Source organism: Halomonas sp. 113, from assembly GCF_904067645.1.
In the GTDB taxonomy this organism is placed as follows: domain Bacteria; phylum Pseudomonadota; class Gammaproteobacteria; order Pseudomonadales; family Halomonadaceae; genus Vreelandella; species Vreelandella titanicae.
Window position 1 is genome coordinate 3139469 of sequence record NZ_LR881453.1, and the last position, 20052, is coordinate 3159520.

The following is a 20052-nucleotide window of genomic DNA, read 5'->3' on the forward strand; positions in this document are numbered from 1 at the left end:
GCTAGAAGGGAACTACATCGGCAGCACGGCAATAATATGCGACTCCAATTGCTGCTCGGGCACCTCATCTTGGGACACCGCAAAGCTGCGTACACTGACGCCTTTGCGGTGAACCCGCTCGGCATCATTGCTTAACAGCGGATGCCAACCCGCCAACTTGCGCCCTTCAGCCACCCGCCGGTAACCACAGCTCTGCGGCAGCCAGGTAAACTCTTTAACCAAGGCAGGCGTCAGTTGGGTGCAGTCGGGAACGGTTTCAAAGCGGTTCGCATAATCGCTGCACTGGCAGCTGTGAATATCCAGCAAGCGACAAGCCACGTTCAGTACTGCTAACTCCTGAGTATCCTCGTCGTGCAACTTTAGCAGGCAGCACTGTCCACAGCCATCGCATAACGCTTCCCACTCCTGGGGCGTCAACTCTTCGAGGGTAAAGCGCTCCCAAAAACGTTCGCGCATTGCGGTCTCCATCGTCTCCTGGCTCATTATTACGAAAAACTCATTATGATGGGGGTGTATCTTGGTGGCTTAATTCAGCCAATAGTTCAGGCCATAGGGTCTGGAAATCGGCCTCTAACGCTTGATAATCGTCGTACAGCCAAGGCACTAAAGCAGCCAACTGATTGGGGCCAGACAAACGCCGCCCAATCCCGGCAACGGCCCGGCAGGTAAACGCAAAATCAGCATAGCCTCTTAGCCAGTCCTGCTCGACGAGAATCGGCATCATACCGGCCAGTCGGTTCGGCGCGGTACGAGCGGAGAGCAGTCGATAACAGCGCTCAACAATTGCTTCTTGATCCGCCTGCCCTGCCGTATCACGGGCCAGGAAATGATCCCACACCATATCCAGGGCTATCCCCGCATAGCGCCGCTGCCCTGTTGGCGCACGCCGCCGTGCATTAACAACGCTAGGGTGGTTATCTACCCAGGCATCCACCCGACGGTGATGGCGAATGCCCAGTGCAGTAGCAGCAGGCCAATCGGCCAAATTGCGCCCCTTAACGCCATCGGCAATTAAATTGCCGTAGAGGAAATCATCGCTACCAGCGCTCACCAACCACGCATGGGCAAGAAAATTCATAGCCGGATGGCGCTACTGTTCGTCATAACGGGCATCAGAGCGCGAAGCCACATGGGCACGATGCACGTCGAGCAAATAAGCCTCTTTGGGCGGCGGCATTTGCAGGTAGAACCCTTTGTCTTTAATCCCTTCCACCACGTCTGCCGCATTAACCCGTGACAATTTTTTGTCTGCGGTCAACAGCATGGTAAACACCGGTACAGGCTTGCCGAAGGTTTCAAGTAATTGCGCAGGGACGTCTGCAAATCCTTGACGCTTATCGACATATAAATACATTTCATCTTTACGCGAGCTTTTAAAAACCTCGCAAATCAGCTTGTCGCTCATTATGCTCGCTCCTCAAGGGCCTGGGCCAACGCGCCATTCAGACATTCGCCACGCCAACCGGTCGGCCAGGTGAGAGGTTCCCCTGCCAAGTCCTGCATCACCAGTGTTTCAATATCACGGCGGCGCATGAGCATTTCCGGTGCCACACCCAAGTCATTAGCTTTAGCGGTTACCGCCTTCTTGAGTGCTTTAAAGCGTGATTTGAACGTCGGGTGCATGGGGTCTGGCCAACGCTTGGGCAGCGCCTCTTCATCACAGTGCTGGGCCTGTTTGACCATTGCCAGCAGTGCGTCGCCCTCTTTTTTGATCAGCATCGGTTTAACGCCTTCCACCTCAGCGAGCTCGAAGCGATTACTGGGCATCTTTTCGGCGATCGCAAATAGCAGCTTGTCGCTAATCAACCAGTTGCGCGGCAAGTCACGACGGCGTGTCTCGCCTTCACGCCAGGTGGTCATTAGCCGATACGCTTCCATTTGCCGGGGCGTTAAGCGCCACAATTGGCGTTGACGGGTATACCACTGCTGGTCGTTATCGACGCTGCGGCCCGCCTGTTCAATTAAGCTAGCACACTCAGCGTCTACCCATTCACGCCGCCCCAACATGGCGAGTTTTTCAGCCTGGAGCGTCCAGACTTTTAACAAATAGATCACATCCAGAGCGGCGTACTGGCACTGCGCAGGCGACAGCGGGCGTAATAGCCAGTTTGAGCGGGTCTCTTCCTTAGGCAGGGTTTCGCCGACCCAAAATTCGACCAGCTTTTGATACCCCATTCCAGGATTTTCGCCTAAAAATCCTTGTACTACCTGAGTATCGATTAACGGTTCCGGCAATACACCTGCCCAGTGCTGGAAGACTTCTAGATCTTCGCTGCAGGCGTGCAGTAACTTGATAGCACTATTTTGCAGCAGGGCTCGGAATTTATCAGTACACGGGACGGCTACCGGATCAATCAGATAAGCCTCTTCCCCCGCGGTGAATTGAACCAAAGCCGGCACTGGAAAGAACGTGTTCTCTCGGAAAAACTCGGTATCCAGAGCAATTACAGAAGCATCGGCTACTTGCTCACACGCTGCATCGAGCGCCTCTGGAGTATCAAGCCATTGATAAGAGGGGGTCAGAGAGGACAAAAGCATTCTTCCAGGTTGGCGCAAATACTAAAGCATTTGCGTTTTAGGTAGGCTTATTCACTGGCAAACGGCAAGCGACCATTAAATGCACGGCTCAAAGTGCCGCCATCTACGTACTCCAGCTCTCCACCCATGGGAACGCCATAGGCAAGCCGCGAGAGTTTGACACCGTGTTCTGCTAGTAGCGAAGCAATATAATGGGCGGTCGCTTCACCTTCGATGGTGGGGTTAGTCGCCAACACCACCTCTTCGATGAGCCCTTCTGCAACACGCGCTTCCAGTAAGTCTAAACCGATCGACTCAGGCCCCACGCCATCTAGCGGCGAAAGGTGCCCGTGGAGCACAAAATAGCGCCCCTTAAAACCACCGGCTTCTTCAATCGCCAATTGATCGGCAGGCGACTCCACCACGCAAAGTAGTGCATCATCGCGCCGCGGGCTTTCACACAGCATGCAGATCTCTGCTTCAGTGAGCGTGCGGCAGCGCTGGCAGTATCCAACTTCATCGATCGCTTGTTGAATAACCGCCGCCAGACGCTGCCCTCCAGGACGCTCACGCTCAAGCAAATGCATCGCCATGCGCTGAGCCGTTTTGGGCCCAACGCCTGGCAATACGCGAAACGCATCCATTAACTGCTCAACGAGAGGAGAAAAACGCATTGCTTAGAACGGCATCTTAAAGCCGGGCGGAAGGTTCAAACCTGCCGTCGCTTCTTCCATTTTCTGTTTAGAACTGACTTCCAATTTGCGCACTGCGTCATTGACCGCCGCGGCTAGCAAATCTTCCAGCAACTCTTTGTCCTCTTCCATGACGCTGGGGTCAATGGTCACGTTTGAAACGTCATGGCGACCGTTCATGGTGACCTTGACCATACCGGCACCCGCCTCACCCTGGACTTCGGCTTTGGCGACCTCTTCCTGGGCTTGCTGCATTTTTTCCTGCATCTCTTGGGCTTGCTTCATTAAGTTGCCCATTCCACCTTTAAGCATGGTCTGATCTCCAACATACGTAGTTAAAAGGTATAGCTAAAACGAGTGTTTCTATCACGCGTCTAGAAAATGAGCTTAGCGCATAGCGTTGGCAGGCTTTACGCTGGATTCTATCAGCTTTGCCCCAAACGCCTGCTGTAACTTTTGTACATGGGGGTCGTGATTGAGTAGATCAACCGCCTGGGCATGACGCTCTTTATTAAGACGCTCTTCGCGCTGCCGTGGCGTCTCAAGGCTATTAGACAACTCGGCAACGTAAAACGCTATTCGCCTTGGCATGCCCTGCTCTTTTAGCGCCCGCTCAATGCGGGTTTGATGTACTTCCGCCTGCATGGCCTCTTGGCTGGGGTCGAGGCGCAGCGTAAGCAGCGTACCGTCGTCACTCTCGACCAGGCAGTTGCCCGCCAAATTACGGGTTAAGCCACCCAAGCCAAGAGAATCAAAACACTGCAACCACTGCGCATTATCCAGCTTGCCGGACTGAATGTCCGGCCGGCTTTCTGGCAAGGCTTCTGGCAGGGTTTCTAACAGGGCTCCTGGAACGACCTCTGGTTCAGCTTCTTGCGCTGCAGCCGTTGAGGGCTCCACCGTTTGGGGCGCGGCATCGGGTGAAGGCGCTGAGGCTGGCACTGGCTCAGTAACAGGCTTGGGCTCAGTAACGAGTTCTGATTCAGACATAGCCTCTGGCTCAGGGGCTTGCTGGGGAGCTTCCACCTCAGACGCTTGCGTATCCGCTTCGACTGCCCAAGGCGGTGGCTCTTGCAGCAGCGGCTCCTCTTCAGCGGCAGGCGCTGTCTGCTCAGGGCTTGGCTCTAATGGCGTTTCAGGCTGAGCGCCTGGTGTGGAATGGACTTCTGGCTTTGCATCAGCTGCTGGCGAGGGCTGCGGCGCCGGTGATGGCGTCTCTGCTACTTGGGCACTCGTTTCGGTCGCTGCCGATTGAGAAGGCTCGCGGCGAAGCGGTAGCGGGGTACGCGGCGGTTTCGGTACACCCTGAGGGCGAAATGCCAACATACGCAGCAACGTCATCTCTAACGCGCTGCGCAGATCAGGAGCGTGCACCATGTCCCCACGCCCCTGAATACCAATTTGGTAATAGAGCTGAATGTCTTCAGCAGTGAAGCGGCTTGCTAGCTGCAGGATAGCATCACGATCACCGTGGCTGTTATCCACGGCATCCGGCACCATCTGCGCTACTGCCAAGCGGTGCAGTATGCTCGATAGCTCATCCAACACCGCGGCAAAGTCCGGGCCTTGCTCGGCTAATTCGGCCACTTCGGAGAGCAGGCGCTGTACATCCACATCGGCCAGAGATTCTGCCAGCCCAAGAATATGGCGATGATCCAGGGTACCCAGCATGGCGGCCACATCCGCATGACGAACGGCCCCCTGGCCAAACGCAATAGCCTGGTCGGTGAGGCTCATGGCATCGCGCATTGAGCCTTCCGCCGCCTTACCCAATAGCCACAAGGCGCTTTCATCAAAAGCGACGCCCTCTTCACCCAACACATAGGTGAGATGCTCCACCACGCGCTCTGGTGGCATATGTTTGAGGGTAAATTGAAGACAGCGTGAAAGTACCGTCGGCGGCAGTTTTTGCGGATCGGTGGTCGCCAACAGAAATTTAACGTGAGGGGGAGGCTCTTCCAGCGTTTTCAGCAGCGCATTGAAACTGCTGGTGGAAAGCATGTGCACCTCATCGATCAGGTACACCTTATAACGCCCTTGGGTAGGCGCATACTGGACATTGTCCAGCAGTTCCCGGGTATCTTCTACTTTGGTTCTTGACGCCGCATCGACCTCAATAAGATCAACAAAGCGCCCTTCATCAATTGCCTGACAGCTATCGCACTGCCCACACGGTGTAGAGGTAATGCCCTCATCACCACGCCCGTTAGCCGTGCAGTTCAAACACTTGGCAAGAATACGCGCCAAGGTGGTTTTGCCCACACCGCGAGTCCCCGTAAACAGGTAGGCATGATGCAAACGACCCTGATCCAGGGCATTGACCAAGGCGCGTTGAACATGGGCCTGGCCCACGAGTTCGTGGAATGTGCGAGGCCGCCACTTACGGGCCAGAACCTGATAACTCATGAAGCTGTACTTCCTTCGGCGGGCTGACTTGCCCCACGCTGTAGCCAGCGCGGGGCAAAGGCCACGATGCATAACAAAGACGATGCGAGAACAAACGCCATTCTAACGGTTGCACCGCAGCCCGCCAACCGCCTGAATAAAGCGGGCTATTTTAGACAACGCCTAGGCGTTATCACCACCTTCCGCCGCACCAGCACGCTCAGCAGCGGCTTTTACTAGCTTTTCCAGCTCGCCACTTTGATGCATCTCAACCACGATGTCGCAACCACCCACCAGCTCGCCTTCTACCCACAGTTGTGGGAAGGTCGGCCAGTTAGCAATTTTGGGCAGCTCGGCGCGAATATCCGGATTATCCAGAACGTTAACGAACGCAAAACGCTCGCCACAGCTCATAAGCGCTTGGACGGTCTGGGCAGAAAACCCACACTGAGGCAGTTGGGGCGAACCTTTCATGTAAATCAGGATCGGATTTTCGCTAATTTGACGCTGAATGTTTTCGGCAGTTGTGCTCATACTATTTCCTCGCTTATTGATGACCGATGCCCTCTCACTCATCTACTAGGCTTAGCCTTTGAACCAGATCCTTGAACCTGATTCTAAAACCTAGCCCTTGTAATGGGTACTTGAGACTAGTACTTAAGAAATCGTACTTAGAATAGTACCTGAGTAGAGCGCTCGGCTTTAACGTGTATATGGCATTCTACGCATGCCGTTCGCGTTGCGCATCCCCTGCAGCATAGCTAGGATAGTGTTTTTGCGCGGAGAGAAGCCCTTATGGCGACACGCCATTTCCTGACCTTGCTAGATTTGACCCCAGATGAGCTGGACTATTTGATCCAGCGTGCTATTACGATCAAAACTAATCTAAAAGCCCAAGGTCCTGTTTACACACCCTTCCCCAACCGTACCCTGGCGATGATCTTTGAAAAATCATCGACGCGTACACGGGTTTCGTTTGAAACGGGAATGGCACAGTTTGGCGGCCATGCACTCTTTCTCTCCCCCCGCGATACTCAGCTGGGTCGTGGCGAACCAATTGAAGACACCGCTCGCGTACTGTCTGAAATGGTCGATGCGGTGATGATTCGCACCTTCTCCCACGCTGGGCTGAAAACCTACGCCAGCGCCAGCAGCGTACCGGTGATTAACGCCTTAAGCGATGACTACCACCCCTGCCAGCTACTTGCCGACGTGATGACCTGGACTGAGCTACGCGGCAGCGTAAAGGGACGCACAGCAGTGTGGATTGGTGATGGTAACAACATGTGCCACTCCTGGATCAATGCCGCTCGCCAATTCGGTTTCCATCTGCGCATTTGCTGCCCGAAAGGCTACGAGCCCCGAGCCGATATTATGGCGGCCGCTGGCGATCAAGTAACGCTGATGCACGACCCTCAGGAAGCGGTAAAGCACGTCGACCTGATCACTACCGACGTTTGGGCCTCCATGGGCCAAGAGGAGGAGCAGGCGAAACGTGAAGCCGACTTCGCAGGTTTCCAAGTTACTGAAGCCATGCTCGATCAGGCAGACCAAGACGTCCTCTTCCTGCACTGCCTGCCTGCCCATCGCGGAGAAGAGATCAGCCACACGCTGCTCGACGACCCACGTGCCGTGGTTTGGCAGGAAGCAGGCAACCGCCTGCATGCACAAAAAGCGTTGATCGAATTTTTGCTTCTGGGTAAGGTCACTGAATAAACGATTTACTGCAAACAAAAAAAGCCTCGTTTAAACAACGAGGCTTTTTTCTAATATTGGGTGAAATTTTTGTTGGTGGAGCCTAGCGGGATCGAACCGCTGACCTCAACACTGCCAGTGTTGCGCTCTCCCAGCTGAGCTAAGGCCCCACGTGCTGTCTTTCCAACAGCGAGGCGGATACTACGGTGAACATTTACCGCGGTCAAGTTTTTACATCAGCAGCGGACAACTAATTCTCCTTTGTCGTTAGCTGTGGCACTCTATATGCACATATAGTTAACAAGATAGAGTAGTGTCCAAGGCCAACGCCTGAGTCCATGATGTTTCCAAGCAGGAGCCTGTCCATTGATCAGTGTACTTATCGCCGATGATCATCACCTAGTAAGAACTAGCATTGCTCACCTGCTAAATGAAGAGTGTGACATTAAAATTGTGGGCGAGGTCGACGATGGCGAAAGTGCAGTAACACAGTGTCGCCATTTAAAACCCGACATCGTGTTGATGGATATTCGCATGCCGGGCATAGGCGGGCTCGAAGCCACTCGACGCATTCACCGCAACATGGAAGACGTGAAGGTCTTGATCTTGACCGCGCATATGGAAGACAGCGTGCTGCGCCGCATGCTTGAAGCAGGTGCTTCAGGCTTTTTAAGCAAAGGTGCAGATGCGATAGAAATGACCGATGCCATTCGCCAAGTGTTTCATGGCCGCCGCTATGTCAGTCAGGAAATTGCCCAACGCCTGGCGCTTTCGCACTTCACCGAGGAAGATAATCCGTTTAGCCACCTCTCCCACCGTGAGCTACAGATTGCCCTGATGATCGTTAACTGCCAGCGAGTGCAAGATATCTCCGATCGCCTGCACTTAAGCCCTAAAACGGTAAACACCTATCGTTACCGACTCTTTGATAAACTACAGGTTGCCACCGACGTCGAGCTTACTCACTTAGCGCTCCGTCACGGGCTGGTCGAGGGGTTTGACGCCACCCAAATATAACCCCTATCTTCCCTGCTGTTATCGGGTACCGACACGCTAATATGACCTTTGATTCAAAACAGTTCTTGAGCTCGGTAAGCTCCTCGCCAGGGGTTTACCGCATGCTTGATGAGCAAAGCAATACGCTCTATGTGGGCAAAGCCAAGCGCTTAAAGGCACGCCTAGCCAGCTATTTCCGTGGTCAACTGAATACCAAAACCCAGGCCATGGTGGGGCGTATCGCCGACGTTCAGGTCACCGTCACCCGCACGGAAACTGAAGCCCTTCTGCTCGAACAGACGCTGATCAAACAATTGCGTCCGCCTTATAACATTTTACTGCGCGACGATAAGTCCTACCCGTTTGTCTTTGTCACCGACCGCCATCCTTACCCGGCACTTGAGTATAAGCGCGCCCGTCAGCGCAGCGACGATGGTCGCTACCTAGGCCCCTACCCTAGCAGCGGAGCCGTGCGTGAAAGCTTGGCGCTGATGCAAAAGATATTTCATATTCGCAACTGCGAGGACAGCGTCTTTGCCCATCGCTCACGCCCCTGCTTGCAGTATCAGATTCATCGCTGTAGCGCTCCCTGCGTCGACTATATCTCCGCCGAAGACTACCGCCGCGACCTCGAACACGCAGTGATGTGCCTGGAAGGCAAAAGTGAGAGTGTTACTCAAGAACTGATGGAGGCGATGGAAAAGGCCAGCCAGGCACTCAACTTCGAGGAGGCCGCCCGTCTTCGCGACCAGGTTCAGCAACTGCGCCAGCTTCAGCAACGCCAGTTTGTCGACACCGGCGGCGGTGATGCGGATATTTTCGCCCTCGCCCAGCGCCCCGGTGCACTGGGCGTTTCGGTGTTGAGCGTGCGCGATGGTCGCCTGCTGGGGGCGCGTCATCACACGCCGAAAAACGATCTGGATCTACCGCTTGAAACGCTGCTCACCGAAGTAGTCAGCCAATACTATTTCGGTCAACCGCACAACGTGCCCAGCGAAGTGATTACCAGCCACCCGTTAGACGACAGCGAGCTGATTGCCGAAGCGCTGACCCAACAGGCGGGCAAGCGCATTCGCGTTACCAGCCAAGTGCGCGGCCACCGCGCCCAGTGGCAACAGCTCGCCATTACCAACGCTGAGCAGCAGCTAGCCTCTCAACTGGCCAACCAAACCCAGCTCACTCAACGCTTTACCGCCCTGCAGAAAGCGCTGGGCTTAGCGGACACACCGCAACGCCTGGAGTGTTTCGACATCAGCCATAGCCACGGCGAGGCGACCGTTGCCTCCTGCGTGGTGTTTGATCATCAAGGCCCACGCAAAAGCGATTACCGCCATTTCCGCATTGAAGGGGTAGCCGCCGGTGATGACTACGCTGCCATGCAGCAGGCCCTAACCCGACGCCTTAAGCGCGTGAAAAGCGGTGAAGCAGTCGCCCCTGACATCCTGATCGTCGACGGTGGCAAGGGCCAGCTCAATATGGCCCGCGAGGTGTTTAAAGAACTCGACATCGTCAACATCATTCTATTGGGTGTCGCCAAAGGCACCACGCGTAAGGCGGGGCTTGAAAGCCTGTTTGTGGAAACAGCGGACAATCCGCTAGATTTGGACCCTGCCTCCCCCGCCCTACACTTGATCCAGCATATTCGTGATGAATCACACCGTTTTGCCATTGCTGGCCACCGCGCTCAGCGCGATAAAGCGCGACGCACTTCAACCCTACAAGATATCCCCGGCATTGGCCCCAAACGTCGACGGGAATTACTGCGCTTTTTCGGCGGCCTGCAGGGCGTGCAAAAGGCCAGCCGCGATGAACTCGCTCGCGTACCGGGCATTAATGCGTCGTTAGCCGAGAGTATTTACCGAGCACTCAACGGATAAACGCCCGTTTGGCATGGATGCCATCGGCCAAGGGGGATAGAATGAGGCCAGACACTTCGAATCCTCTGATTTTCCGGCAAGGATCGCTCTCTGCGATGAATATACCCAACATACTGACACTGGCGAGAATCGCCTTTATTCCGCTGCTAGTGGTGCTGTTTTATCTACCCTTCAGTTGGAGCATGCCCGTGGCGGCCGGTCTATTTGGTCTGGCCTCCATTACCGACTGGCTGGATGGCTATTTAGCGCGACGCTGGAATCAGTCAACGCCTTTTGGCGCTTTTTTAGACCCAGTGGCTGACAAACTCATGGTGGTCGTCGCCCTAGCGCTATTGATCGAGCGTTACGACACCCTGGTGCTGACGCTCCCTGCGCTGGTGATTATCGGGCGGGAAATTGTCATTTCGGCGCTGCGTGAGTGGATGGCTGAAATGGGCAAACGCGGCATGGTGGCGGTTTCTTGGATAGGCAAGCTTAAAACCACTCTGCAAATGGTGTCACTGCTGATCTTGCTGGCGCTTCCACCGACGCACGAATTTACGCTGTTAGGCGTTGTAGTACTATATACCGCCGCTATCCTAACGCTGTGGTCGATGATTCAGTACCTAAAAGCCGCCTGGCCGCATCTTAGCCGCTCCATGTAAGCTGCTGATAAGTAAATAAGGAACACACGCTAATTCATTGATTGACAACACGGTGGCGATCCGTATAATTCGCCCTCGAGTCGAGCGGGAATAGCTCAGTGGTAGAGCATCGCCTTGCCAAGGCGAGGGTCGGGAGTTCGAATCTCCTTTCCCGCTCCAACGACTTTTGAGGCTGGATGGCAGAGTGGTTATGCAGCGGACTGCAACTCCGTGTACGCCGGTTCGATTCCGACTCCAGCCTCCATCTTTGTGTAGCAGTGGTGTTTTAAGCAGAACGAAACAGCATTGCGATGTGATTTTTTGTGATGTATAGCCCGGATGGCGAAATCGGTAGACGCAAGAGACTTAAAATCTCTCGGGGGCAACCCCGTGCCGGTTCAAGTCCGGCTCCGGGCACCACTTCTGTTGTTTTACTTCCCCTCCAGCTTTTCTTCTTCAGTCATTTATTTCCTGTATCGGCTTTCTTTACGAAGCCTTTTACTGCGCCTATTCGCGTACTTGAACATCGCGCAATTGTCTCCCCGAATATCACTCATTTCTTAAGCCAAAGCATCGCTAAACGCTAATCGCCGCGCTATGATGCCTGCCTTCTAACTTTTCGCGCGCGACGAAGCTAGTGACGTTTAGGGTTTGCAATATTTCGATCAGTATCAAGAGGGAGCGGGCACCATGAGCACGCCAACATCCGATGTACTTATCATTGGCGGCGGCGTCGCTGGGCTCACCCTTGCCTTGGAAGTGGCTGACCACAGGTCCGTGACGCTGGTTCGCCCTGCACAAGATGATCAAGGCGCCAGCCGCTGGGCTCAAGGCGGCATTGCCGCCGTGCTCTCGCCTGATGACGACCTCGACGCGCATATCAATGACACCTTGGTGGCTGGCGATGGTCTATGCGATATCGAGGCCGTTCGCTTTACCGTTACCCATGGGCCCGCTGCTATTCAGTGGTTGATTGATCAGGGCGTTCCCTTTACCCCCGAGAACGACCCTGCAGCACGTTACCCATATCATTTAACCCGAGAAGGCGGCCACAACGCACGTCGGATTATCCACGCGGATGATGCCACCGGCCGCGCCGTGGTGGATACGCTTGTAGCCAAAGTAGCACAGCACCCCAATATCACCCAGCGCAACGACCTAACGGTGGTTGGTCTGCTACAAGATTCCCAAGGTGCCTGCCGCGGCGCCTATGGCAGCGATGCCAACCACCAGTGGCACTCGCTCACTGCGCGCAAAACCGTATTGGCAACCGGCGGCGCAAGCGGCCTTTACCGCCACACCACTACGCCCGCTCCCAGTAGCGGCGAAGGCATGATGATGGCTGCAGAGCTGGGTGCTCGGTTAATGAATCTAGAGTTTCAACAGTTTCATCCAACCTGCCTGTTTGACCCCGAAGGCCCGGCGTTTTTGATAAGTGAGGCGGTTCGTGGTGAAGGCGGGCATCTGCTCAATGAGGCGGGAGAGCGTTTCATGTTGGCGCTGGATAAGCGTGCGGAGCTAGCCCCGCGGGATGTCGTCGCCCGCGCCATTGATGCCGAAATACAGTGCAGCGCTCTGGGCCACGTGTGGTTGGATATTCGCCATTTAGGTGAAAAGGCAATTCGCCACCACTTCCCCACTATTCTGGCGCACTGTGCCTGCCGGGGGATTGATATCACCCAGCAGGCTATCCCCGTGGTGCCTGCCGCCCATTATAGCTGCGGCGGTGTCGCCACCAACTTGCAAGGCGCCACGAGCGTTGCCAACCTCTATGCCATCGGTGAAACCGCCTGCACGGGGCTTCATGGCGCCAACCGTATGGCCAGCAACTCGCTGTTAGAGTGCTTGGTATTTGCCCGCAGCTGTGCACAAGCGCTGTTAGCCGACGTGGAACAGCACGGCCAAACGACCAGCGGTAGCGGATTTCAGCCCCCGGCGCAGGCTGCGGCGACTGTCTTACCCAAGGCAGTGCTCAGCGATATACGCCAACAAATGCGCACCACCATGAGCCAGCATGTCTCCATTGTGCGCAGCGCCACCGGGCTAAGTACTGCCCTGACGCACTTGAAGTCACTGCTAAACAGCGTGGAAGAGATTCAGGGAGCCCTAACAGCCCCGGAAGGCAAACGCCTGCACCAGACCCTACAGCTAGCACTATTGACTGTTCTCGCCGCTCAGCAGCGGCATGAGTCACGCGGACTGCATTACTCCACCGACTGGCCTAGCCGGCAGCCTGAAGCCGTTGCTTCTTCGCTTGCGATGAACGACTTAACAGACGCGTTAGCAACAAACCGCTAGCGGCCCGGACGATGAAAGAGCTTGCGCACCTCACGCAAGCTTTGTTGAGGCGCGCTATCAGGCCAGAGCCAAACCCGCTGCTTACCCACATAAAGCCCTATTAACCAGGGCCCTAGATAGTCACAGCGTACTCGATCCGTATCGCCCAGAGCCTCATTTCGCGTGAGAGCCCCCTCTTCAGACTGCGACTCGCGCAGCCAACGACCTTGAACTTGTGGCGCCGTCGACGTAAGCGAGAGCACGCCTTTGGGTTGACGAAGATAGCCGCGCCATCCAAGGACAACGCCTAACACCGTTATCGCCACCGCCGCTGGCGTGCCCCCTATCCAATAGCTCAGCGCTACTATCCCGATCAACAGCCCACATTGGGCTAGTAGCCAATACTTAGAGGGTACGATAGGCAGAATTATCGGTGGTTTCAGCATGTTCAACGATCATTTGTACGATACGCCGCTGGCTAGGCTCCTCGGGCCACTCTCGGTGCATCAGCCAGACAAAAAGATCCTGATCCTCGCCTTCAATGAGCTGCTGGTAGGCCAGTTGATCCGCTTCGCCAAGATGGTCAAAACGCTGTTCAAGAAATGGAATAAGCAGCAGGTCAAGCTCCCACATACCGCGCCGGGAGTGCCAGTAAAGCCGTTTGCGCAAAATGGCTGCTGGGGAATTATCGTCGTTCAACGTCAGCCGCTCCAGTTATATAAATGAAAGGCCAGTATACCTAAGCTGTGGGGTCGCGCCAGCGCCCTCCATCGCCTATGCTATTAAAGAGTGTAGAACCTTGTTTTATCTGAATTGTTTTATATTGAATTGCGCAGTATGCTGAATTTGATGTTAGCGAGGTCGAGAGCGCGTCACGGCCTTCAATGTTCGCAGGGAGCCAACCGATGACTAAATCTGAATTAATCGAACAAATTGCGATGCGTCAGCCGGAGTTATCCGCCAAAGATGTTGAAACGGCGGTGCGTATTATCCTGGACGACATGACGGATTCTCTAGCTAGCGGCGGTCGCGTTGAAATCCGTGGTTTCGGCAGTTTTTCACTGCACTATCGGGAGCCGCGGGTAGGGCGCAACCCAAAAACAGGCGATGCAGTCGATTTGGAAGGTAAGTATGTGCCGCACTTCAAGCCTGGCAAGGAGCTACGCGAGCAGGTAGACGCAAGTAGAGCACTAGGCTACTAAAACGCGACTATTAATTTCTGTGGGATGACGTCGCTGCTTGAGTCGTACACAATAGCGCTACCGTGAACGTCACAGACTAGGAAACTCACATGCGTTGGATCAAAGGGCTGATTTTAGCCGTTATTTTGCTGATAGTAGTGCTGGTAGGCATTCTGTTTGCCGTTAATAATCAGCAAACCATTGCCTTAAACCTTATCTGGCTGGAGCTGCCAGCGGTATCACTCTCGGTTTGGCTACTCGCGACCCTGGTGTTTGGCGTCATACTCGGCATGCTCGCCATGCTAGGTGTCTACGTGCGGTTAAAAGCCACCCTGGCCCGCAGCCAGCGCCAGAATAAGCAGCAGCGTAAAGAGCTCGATAGCCTACGCACCCAGGAGTTTAAGGAACTGGCATAAATGCTGGATGTCGCGCTGCTAAGCGTACTGTTGGTCGCCATTGCCATTGGTTACGGGTTAGGTTATCGCCAAGCCTTACGCCGCCGACATCGCACCCATCCGCCTGCGGCCTCGTCTCAAGGCCTCTCCCGGGACTACTTCGTCGGGCTTAATTACCTGCTTAATGAGCAGCCCGACGAAGCGATCAATACTTTTATCAACGTGCTAGCGGTCAACAGTGACACGGTTCACACCCATATCGCCCTCGGCAAGCTGTTTCGTGCCCGCGGCGAGGCCGACAAAGCCGTTAGCATTCACCAAAACCTATTGGCTCGCCCAGCCCTTTCGCAGCACACCAACGAACAGATCCAGCTTGAACTTGCTCGGGATTTTATGGCGCTTGGTGTTCATGACCGCGCCCAGCGGCTACTCAATACCCTGCTGGAGCATAGCGGTGATGATGATCACCGCTATGCTGCCAAACAGCTGCTCGTCGACTTATTAGAGCGTGAAAAAGCGTGGCAGCAAGCCCTTGACGTTATTCAGCCGCTGCTTAAACAGTATCCTAAGATGCGTCGCCCCGCGGCGCACTGGCTATGCGAGCTGGCACTGGAAGAAATTAGTGAAGCCAGTCGACCTCTGGCGAAAAAGCATCTCAAAAAAGCCCTGCAGCTGGATGAGAAATGCGTTCGCGCCACCCTGATGCTGGCCGAACTAGAGATGGACAACGGGCACTATGCCCGCGCTATTGAGCGATTAGACAACATCCCCGGCCAGGAGATAGCGCATATCCCCACCATGCTGCCTGCCCTTAAGCACGCCTATATGCGCAATAATGATGACACCGGCTACGAAGCGCACCTCTATCGCCTGCTTGAGCTAGCGCCTTACACCAGTACCATTATTGCCCTAGGTCAGCTCGTTCATCAGCGTGACGGCGTCGACAAAGCGATTGAGTTGATTGGTGAGCGATTGCGCGCCGTGCCGAGTTTAGGCGGGCTGGATTATTTGATCGATCTGTATATTGAAAGCCAGCGCCTTAGTGGAAAACCTTCCCCGGATACGCGCCTACTGTTACTAAAACATCATACCGATGCGCTGCTGCTTAACCGCACGCGTCATCGCTGCCAGCGCTGCGGCTTTGCTAGCGACGCGTTACAGTGGCAGTGCCCCAGTTGCCGCTTCTGGGGCACGATTAAGCCGGTCATTGGCGTGGAGGGCGAATAGTGTTCGCAAAGCTAAGGTATGCAGAAATATTTAGTGCCCCTCTAGCTCCGCCTCAATCGCCTCAAGCGCTACCATGGGGTCGTCAGCCTGAGTGACGGGGCGACCAATGACCAGGTGGCTGCTTCCCGCAGCCATAGCCTCACTGGGGCCCATCGTCCGCTGTTGGTCATTAGCGACTGCAAAACTTGGCCGAATACCAGGGGTCACTTTCAAGAACGACTCACCGCATAGCGTTTTGATTCGCGCAGACTCCTGGGCCGAGCAGACCACTCCTTGTAAGCCACTCTGCTTCGCCAGCAGCGCTAAGCGCTCCACGTGATCGGCGAGTGGTGCCTTAATACCCAGCTCTGCCAAATCATCGGTCTGCATACTGGTCAATACGGTAACGGCGATTAGATGGGTCGTTAAGGCATTCTGATCCAGACGTTGCACGGCCGCCTCCATCATCCGCCGCCCACCGCTGGCATGTACGTTGACCATCCACACGCCCTGCTCCGCCGCCGCCTGCACAGCGCTGGCAACGGTATTGGGAATATCGTGGAATTTAAGATCCAAAAACACCTCAAACCCGCGCCCATGCAGCGCCTCAAGCACTGCCGGGCCGCTACGGGTGAACAGTTCTTTACCCACTTTCACACGGCATCGGGTGGGATCCAACTGATCAGCCATGCATAGCGCGGCGTCTAGCGACGGGTAATCAAGGGCAATAATAATCGGGGAATCGGTGACCACAACGTTACTCCAAGTACGTTTTTGACCATTATATCAGCCTCTCCCTACTCCTCGCGCCCTCATCATGTAAGCCATTTGCCATATATCCATAGCTAAAATCTTACAACTGCTGTCATATATCGCTGACATAAACACGCTTTAAATAAGGCTAAGTTAACAAGTGCAGCGGCGTTTATCTTGCCCACTGATAACGCGGGCACAGGTAGAAACCTCTACACGACGTCGCATGTGTAAACACAAAAAACCAACGCTATTAAAAGGATCATTGCATATGAAAATGACACTTAAAGGAATGCTGGCCGCACTACTGTTTAGCATTAGCTTAGGGCTTTCCAGTGGCGTGCTGGCACAAGATGTAGCCCCGATTAACGTCAATACTGCCGATGCTGAACTGCTGGCCGAACTACCAGGGATCGGCCCCAGCCGAGCCGACGCGATCATTGAAGAGCGCGAAACCAACGGCGTCTTTGAAAGCGCTGCAGATCTTGAGCGCGTCAGCGGCATTGGGCCTGCCACCGTTGACCGCATGCGCGATCAAGTGACATTTGAATAGCCTCATTGGAGAGCATGTCGCTCGTTAACACCACAGTGCCCGGTGTGTATAAGCACCGGGCACTGTGAATAGCGCACGTTAAATCATCCACATATCCATAAATTTGTGTACCGGCATCGTTTCAAGTGTTGTTTGATGGCTGCACAGCTCGGCGATTTTTTGGCAACGACTTGTCGGAAAGCGAGTTGCCAGATTGCGCTCAAACTTTTCAACCAATAGCGGCATCCCCTCTTCCCGACGACGTCGGTGGCCGACCGGATACTCCACTGTCACTTTATCGGTCGCACTCCCATCGCTAAAAAACACCTGCACTGCATTAGCGATAGAGCGCTTCTCAGGGTCGTGGTAATCCGCCGAATACTCGGCGTTTTCTTCTACCACCATTTTATTACGCAGCTCATCTATTAGCGGATGAGCTGCATGAAAGCTGTCTTCATAGTGCTCGGCGGTAAGCGCACCAAAGATAAGCGGCACCGCTGTCATGTATTGCAGGCAGTGGTCACGATCCGCCGGATTGGCGAGTGCGCCGGTTTTGGAAATAATCCGAATAGCCGAATCGTGGGTGGTGAGCACGATTTTCTCGATATCGGCCAAGCGGTCTTTCACCTGCGGATGGAGCGTCACGGCGGCTTCACAGGCGGTTTGAGCGTGAAACTCAGCGGGGAAGGAGATCTTAAACAGAATGTTCTCCATCACGTAGCTGCCAAACTCCCGCTGAAAGCGTAGGCGGCGGTCAGCTTCCGGTTTGAGGCTCAAATCTTTGTTGGCATGACTGAACAGCACATCGTAGAAGCCCCATTGGGGCGCCGAGAGCGCGCTGGGAATACCCATTTCACCGCGCAGGGCGATATCCGCTAAGCGCACGCCCCGTGAGGTGGCGTCCCCTGCGGCCCAGCTTTTACGTGAACCAGCATTTGGCGCATGACGATAGGTGCGCAGGCTCTGACCATCCACCCAGGCGTGTGAAAGCGCCGAGAGCAACTGTTCACGATTGGCGCCCAACAGCTTGGCGGCCACCGCCGTAGAGGCGACCTTCACCAGCACCACGTGATCGAGGCCAACCCGATTGAAGCTATTCTCCAGCGCCAGCCCCCCCTGAATCTCATGAGCCATGATCATGGCGTTGAGCACATCGCGCATCACTAGGGGTGCTTCGCCTTTAGCGACTCGTTGCTGAGACAGATGGTCAGCCACGGCGAGTATTCCACCAAGATTATCGGAAGGGTGCCCCCACTCGGCGGCAAGCCAAGTGTCGTTATAATCCAACCAGCGAATGATACAGCCGATATCCCACGCCGCCTTAACCGGGTCAAGGCGAAGCGGGGTGCCCGGTATCCGCGACCCAAACGGTACTACCGTGCCCTCCACTATCGGGCCTAAGTGCTTTGTGCACTCTGGAAAACGCAGCGCCAACAGCCCGCAGCCAAGCGTATCCATTAAGCAGTAGCGGGCGGTTTCCAATGCCTCATCGGACGCCACCTGATAATTGAGTACGTAATCGGCAATAGCCTGTAGCTCGGGGTCGTAATCGGGCCGCTCATTGGCTTCGGATGTGGCAGACATGGATCTATCTCCTACTGTTGAATCACCTACTCAGTATGGCCCAAGGAATGCGTCCTAAAAGCTGTCACCAGGAATTCTCACAAATCCTTCCATCAACACCCGCGCGCTGCGGCTCATCAGTGCCTGTTCGATATGCCAACGCCCTTCCACCAGGCTTGCCTCAGCTCCCACCCGCAGGCTGCCGGAAGGATGCCCGAAGGTGACCTCGTTTCGTTTACCGCCACCGGCGGCCAGGTTCACTAATGTGCCTTCAATGGCCGCCGCCGCAGCAATGGCAACGGCGGCGGTGCCCATCATGGCGTGGTGCAGCTTGCCCATGGAGAGCGCTCGCACCAGCAGGTCGATATTCGTCGCCAGTACGTTTTTACCGCTCGATGATACGTAATCCGCCGGCGGCGCTACGAAAGCCACTTTGGGCGTGTGCTGTCGTTTACCCGCTTCGCTGACATCACTGATTAGCCCCATGCGCACAGCACCATGGGCACGGATAGTTTCAAACATCTCAAGCGCCCGGCTGTCACCATTGATGGCATCCTGCAGCTCGGCGCCGGTATAGCCAATGTCGGCGGCGTTAATAAACACGGTGGGAATACCGGCATTAATCAGGGTTGCTTTCAATATCCCCACGCCTGGCACATCAAGCTGATCAATGAGATTACCGGTGGGAAAAATGGCTCCCTCACCATCGGCCGGATCCATAAAGGCCACCGGAATCTCGGCAGCAGGAAAGGTCACGCCATCCAGCTCAAAATCGCCAGTTTCCTGCACTTCGCCATTGACGATAGGCACCCGTGAGACGATGGTTTTCTGTATATTCACCTGCCAAATGCGTACCTCGGCCACCCCGTTTTCAGGAATACGTGCAGGGTCAACAAGACCATTGCTAATCGCAAAAGGGCCGACCGCCGCGGAGAGGTTGCCGCAGTTACCGCTCCAATCCACATAGGGCTTGTCGATGGAGACCTGACCGAACAGGTAATCCACATCGTGTTCTGCCGATTCACTTTCAGACAGAATCACCGTCTTGCTGGTACTTGAAGTGGCGCCCCCCATACCATCAATCTGCTTTTCGTAAGGGTCAGGGCTACCGATGACACGCAGTAGCAACTGATCCCGCGCCACGCCTGGCTGCTGGGCCGCTTCGGGTAGGTCGCTTAGTTTAAAAAACACGCCCTTACTGGTGCCGCCGCGCATATAGGTGGCTGGAATTTTTATCTGCGGCACACGGTTGTTTTGAACTGACTCGCTCATCATTACCACTCCTAAAAATAACCCGGTGCTCTAAGCCTGATTCGAAAAGCTAGGTTCGAAAAGCTAAAGGCACCGGGTTCTCTTCGCC

Annotated in this window: 22 protein-coding genes and 4 tRNA genes; 12 read left to right on the forward strand and 14 right to left on the reverse strand. The window is 55.0% G+C overall.

The features are described from left to right. Positions 1 to 12 precede the first annotated feature (12 nt). From YERSI8AC_RS14850 to grxD, 8 genes are all read right to left on the reverse strand, one after another. Entirely contained in the window at positions 13 to 468 is a 456-nt protein-coding gene (locus tag YERSI8AC_RS14850; RefSeq protein ID WP_041159210.1) for a YcgN family cysteine cluster protein, read from the reverse strand. Positions 469 to 499: 31 nt separating this feature from the next. Further along, on the reverse strand, positions 500 to 1078 hold the full coding sequence (locus tag YERSI8AC_RS14855; RefSeq protein ID WP_009288012.1) for an acyl carrier protein phosphodiesterase: 579 nt from the start codon (positions 1076 to 1078) through the stop codon (positions 500 to 502). A 12-nt stretch (positions 1079 to 1090) separates the two neighbouring features. Beyond that, positions 1091 to 1405: a YcgL domain-containing protein gene (locus YERSI8AC_RS14860; protein WP_159176997.1), complete on the reverse strand. Its 315-nt coding sequence runs from the start codon at positions 1403 to 1405 to the stop codon at positions 1091 to 1093. Next, on the reverse strand, positions 1405 to 2538 hold the full coding sequence (rnd, locus tag YERSI8AC_RS14865; RefSeq protein WP_035537978.1) for a ribonuclease D: 1134 nt from the start codon (positions 2536 to 2538) through the stop codon (positions 1405 to 1407). Before rnd ends, YERSI8AC_RS14860 begins: the two co-directional genes overlap by 1 nt. A 47-nt stretch (positions 2539 to 2585) precedes the next feature. After that, positions 2586 to 3191 (reverse strand): recombination mediator RecR, encoded by a 606-nt coding sequence (gene recR / locus YERSI8AC_RS14870; protein ID WP_009288010.1) that lies wholly within the window; start codon positions 3189 to 3191, stop codon positions 2586 to 2588. A 3-nt stretch (positions 3192 to 3194) separates the two neighbouring features. Continuing rightward, a complete protein-coding gene (locus YERSI8AC_RS14875; RefSeq protein WP_022522912.1) occupies positions 3195 to 3521 on the reverse strand; it encodes a YbaB/EbfC family nucleoid-associated protein in 327 nt (108 codons plus the stop codon). A gap of 75 nt (positions 3522 to 3596) precedes the next feature. Beyond that, positions 3597 to 5615, reverse strand: a complete 2019-nt coding sequence (gene dnaX, locus YERSI8AC_RS14880) for a DNA polymerase III subunit gamma/tau (RefSeq protein ID WP_159176998.1) — start codon at positions 5613 to 5615, stop codon at positions 3597 to 3599. Positions 5616 to 5777: 162 nt separating this feature from the next. After that, complete coding sequence (grxD, locus tag YERSI8AC_RS14885) at positions 5778 to 6128, reverse strand: Grx4 family monothiol glutaredoxin (RefSeq protein ID WP_022522910.1); 351 nt, start codon at positions 6126 to 6128, stop codon at positions 5778 to 5780. A gap of 261 nt (positions 6129 to 6389) precedes the next feature. On the opposite strand from grxD, the gene argF reads away from it, so the two are divergent. After that, a complete protein-coding gene (argF, locus tag YERSI8AC_RS14890; RefSeq protein ID WP_159176999.1) occupies positions 6390 to 7310 on the forward strand; it encodes an ornithine carbamoyltransferase in 921 nt (306 codons plus the stop codon). Between the two features lie 73 nt (positions 7311 to 7383). On the opposite strand, the gene YERSI8AC_RS14895 is transcribed toward argF, so the two are convergent. Continuing rightward, positions 7384 to 7459 (reverse strand) — tRNA-Ala (locus YERSI8AC_RS14895). Between the two features lie 196 nt (positions 7460 to 7655). Between YERSI8AC_RS14895 and uvrY the strand changes: the two genes are divergently transcribed. The 7 genes from uvrY (at position 7656) to nadB (ending at position 13083) form a co-directional block, all read left to right on the forward strand. After that, the gene (gene uvrY / locus YERSI8AC_RS14900; RefSeq protein WP_009288007.1) at positions 7656 to 8306 is read left to right on the forward strand and encodes a UvrY/SirA/GacA family response regulator transcription factor; all 651 of its coding nucleotides are present in this window, start codon (positions 7656 to 7658) and stop codon (positions 8304 to 8306) included. 41 nt (positions 8307 to 8347) lie between these two features. After that, on the forward strand, positions 8348 to 10162 hold the full coding sequence (gene uvrC, locus YERSI8AC_RS14905) for an excinuclease ABC subunit UvrC (protein ID WP_009288006.1): 1815 nt from the start codon (positions 8348 to 8350) through the stop codon (positions 10160 to 10162). A 95-nt stretch (positions 10163 to 10257) separates the two neighbouring features. Then, on the forward strand, positions 10258 to 10806 hold the full coding sequence (gene pgsA / locus YERSI8AC_RS14910) for a CDP-diacylglycerol--glycerol-3-phosphate 3-phosphatidyltransferase (protein WP_022522907.1): 549 nt from the start codon (positions 10258 to 10260) through the stop codon (positions 10804 to 10806). An 84-nt stretch (positions 10807 to 10890) separates the two neighbouring features. Next, a tRNA-Gly gene (locus YERSI8AC_RS14915) sits at positions 10891 to 10965 on the forward strand. 11 nt (positions 10966 to 10976) lie between these two features. Beyond that, positions 10977 to 11050 (forward strand) — tRNA-Cys (locus YERSI8AC_RS14920). 68 nt (positions 11051 to 11118) lie between these two features. Then, positions 11119 to 11205, forward strand: a tRNA-Leu gene (locus YERSI8AC_RS14925). A 270-nt stretch (positions 11206 to 11475) separates the two neighbouring features. Next, on the forward strand, positions 11476 to 13083 hold the full coding sequence (gene nadB, locus YERSI8AC_RS14930) for an L-aspartate oxidase (RefSeq protein WP_159177000.1): 1608 nt from the start codon (positions 11476 to 11478) through the stop codon (positions 13081 to 13083). Here the strand turns inward: nadB and YERSI8AC_RS14935 are convergent. Together YERSI8AC_RS14935 and YERSI8AC_RS14940 are read right to left on the reverse strand one after the other, a co-directional pair. Next, positions 13080 to 13508 carry a hypothetical protein gene (locus YERSI8AC_RS14935; RefSeq protein WP_236557305.1) on the reverse strand — a complete coding sequence of 143 codons (429 nt, stop codon included), beginning with the start codon at positions 13506 to 13508 and terminating at the stop codon, positions 13080 to 13082. The two genes, nadB and YERSI8AC_RS14935, sit on opposite strands and share 4 nt — an antisense overlap. Beyond that, the gene (locus YERSI8AC_RS14940) at positions 13468 to 13761 is read right to left on the reverse strand and encodes an FAD assembly factor SdhE (protein ID WP_022522904.1); all 294 of its coding nucleotides are present in this window, start codon (positions 13759 to 13761) and stop codon (positions 13468 to 13470) included. Before YERSI8AC_RS14940 ends, YERSI8AC_RS14935 begins: the two co-directional genes overlap by 41 nt. A 206-nt stretch (positions 13762 to 13967) precedes the next feature. Here YERSI8AC_RS14940 and YERSI8AC_RS14945 point away from each other — a divergent pair, with 206 nt between their 5' ends. The 3 genes from YERSI8AC_RS14945 (at position 13968) to lapB (ending at position 15865) form a co-directional block, all read left to right on the forward strand. Next, the gene (locus tag YERSI8AC_RS14945; protein ID WP_008959540.1) at positions 13968 to 14264 is read left to right on the forward strand and encodes an integration host factor subunit beta; all 297 of its coding nucleotides are present in this window, start codon (positions 13968 to 13970) and stop codon (positions 14262 to 14264) included. A gap of 89 nt (positions 14265 to 14353) precedes the next feature. Beyond that, on the forward strand, positions 14354 to 14659 hold the full coding sequence (locus tag YERSI8AC_RS14950) for a LapA family protein (protein WP_027958442.1): 306 nt from the start codon (positions 14354 to 14356) through the stop codon (positions 14657 to 14659). Further along, positions 14660 to 15865: a lipopolysaccharide assembly protein LapB gene (gene lapB / locus YERSI8AC_RS14955; protein ID WP_009288003.1), complete on the forward strand. Its 1206-nt coding sequence runs from the start codon at positions 14660 to 14662 to the stop codon at positions 15863 to 15865. A 30-nt stretch (positions 15866 to 15895) separates the two neighbouring features. On the opposite strand, the gene pyrF is transcribed toward lapB, so the two are convergent. After that, a complete protein-coding gene (gene pyrF / locus YERSI8AC_RS14960; RefSeq protein WP_027958440.1) occupies positions 15896 to 16597 on the reverse strand; it encodes an orotidine-5'-phosphate decarboxylase in 702 nt (233 codons plus the stop codon). 271 nt (positions 16598 to 16868) lie between these two features. Between pyrF and YERSI8AC_RS14965 the strand changes: the two genes are divergently transcribed. Then, positions 16869 to 17150: a ComEA family DNA-binding protein gene (locus YERSI8AC_RS14965; RefSeq protein ID WP_022522901.1), complete on the forward strand. Its 282-nt coding sequence runs from the start codon at positions 16869 to 16871 to the stop codon at positions 17148 to 17150. Between the two features lie 78 nt (positions 17151 to 17228). Here YERSI8AC_RS14965 and prpD read toward each other — a convergent pair whose 3' ends face one another. Both prpD and prpF read right to left on the reverse strand, forming a co-directional pair. Then, complete coding sequence (gene prpD / locus YERSI8AC_RS14970) at positions 17229 to 18713, reverse strand: 2-methylcitrate dehydratase (RefSeq protein WP_159177001.1); 1485 nt, start codon at positions 18711 to 18713, stop codon at positions 17229 to 17231. 54 nt (positions 18714 to 18767) lie between these two features. Beyond that, entirely contained in the window at positions 18768 to 19967 is a 1200-nt protein-coding gene (prpF, locus tag YERSI8AC_RS14975) for a 2-methylaconitate cis-trans isomerase PrpF (RefSeq protein WP_138800533.1), read from the reverse strand. Between the last annotated feature and the right edge of the window lie 85 nt (positions 19968 to 20052).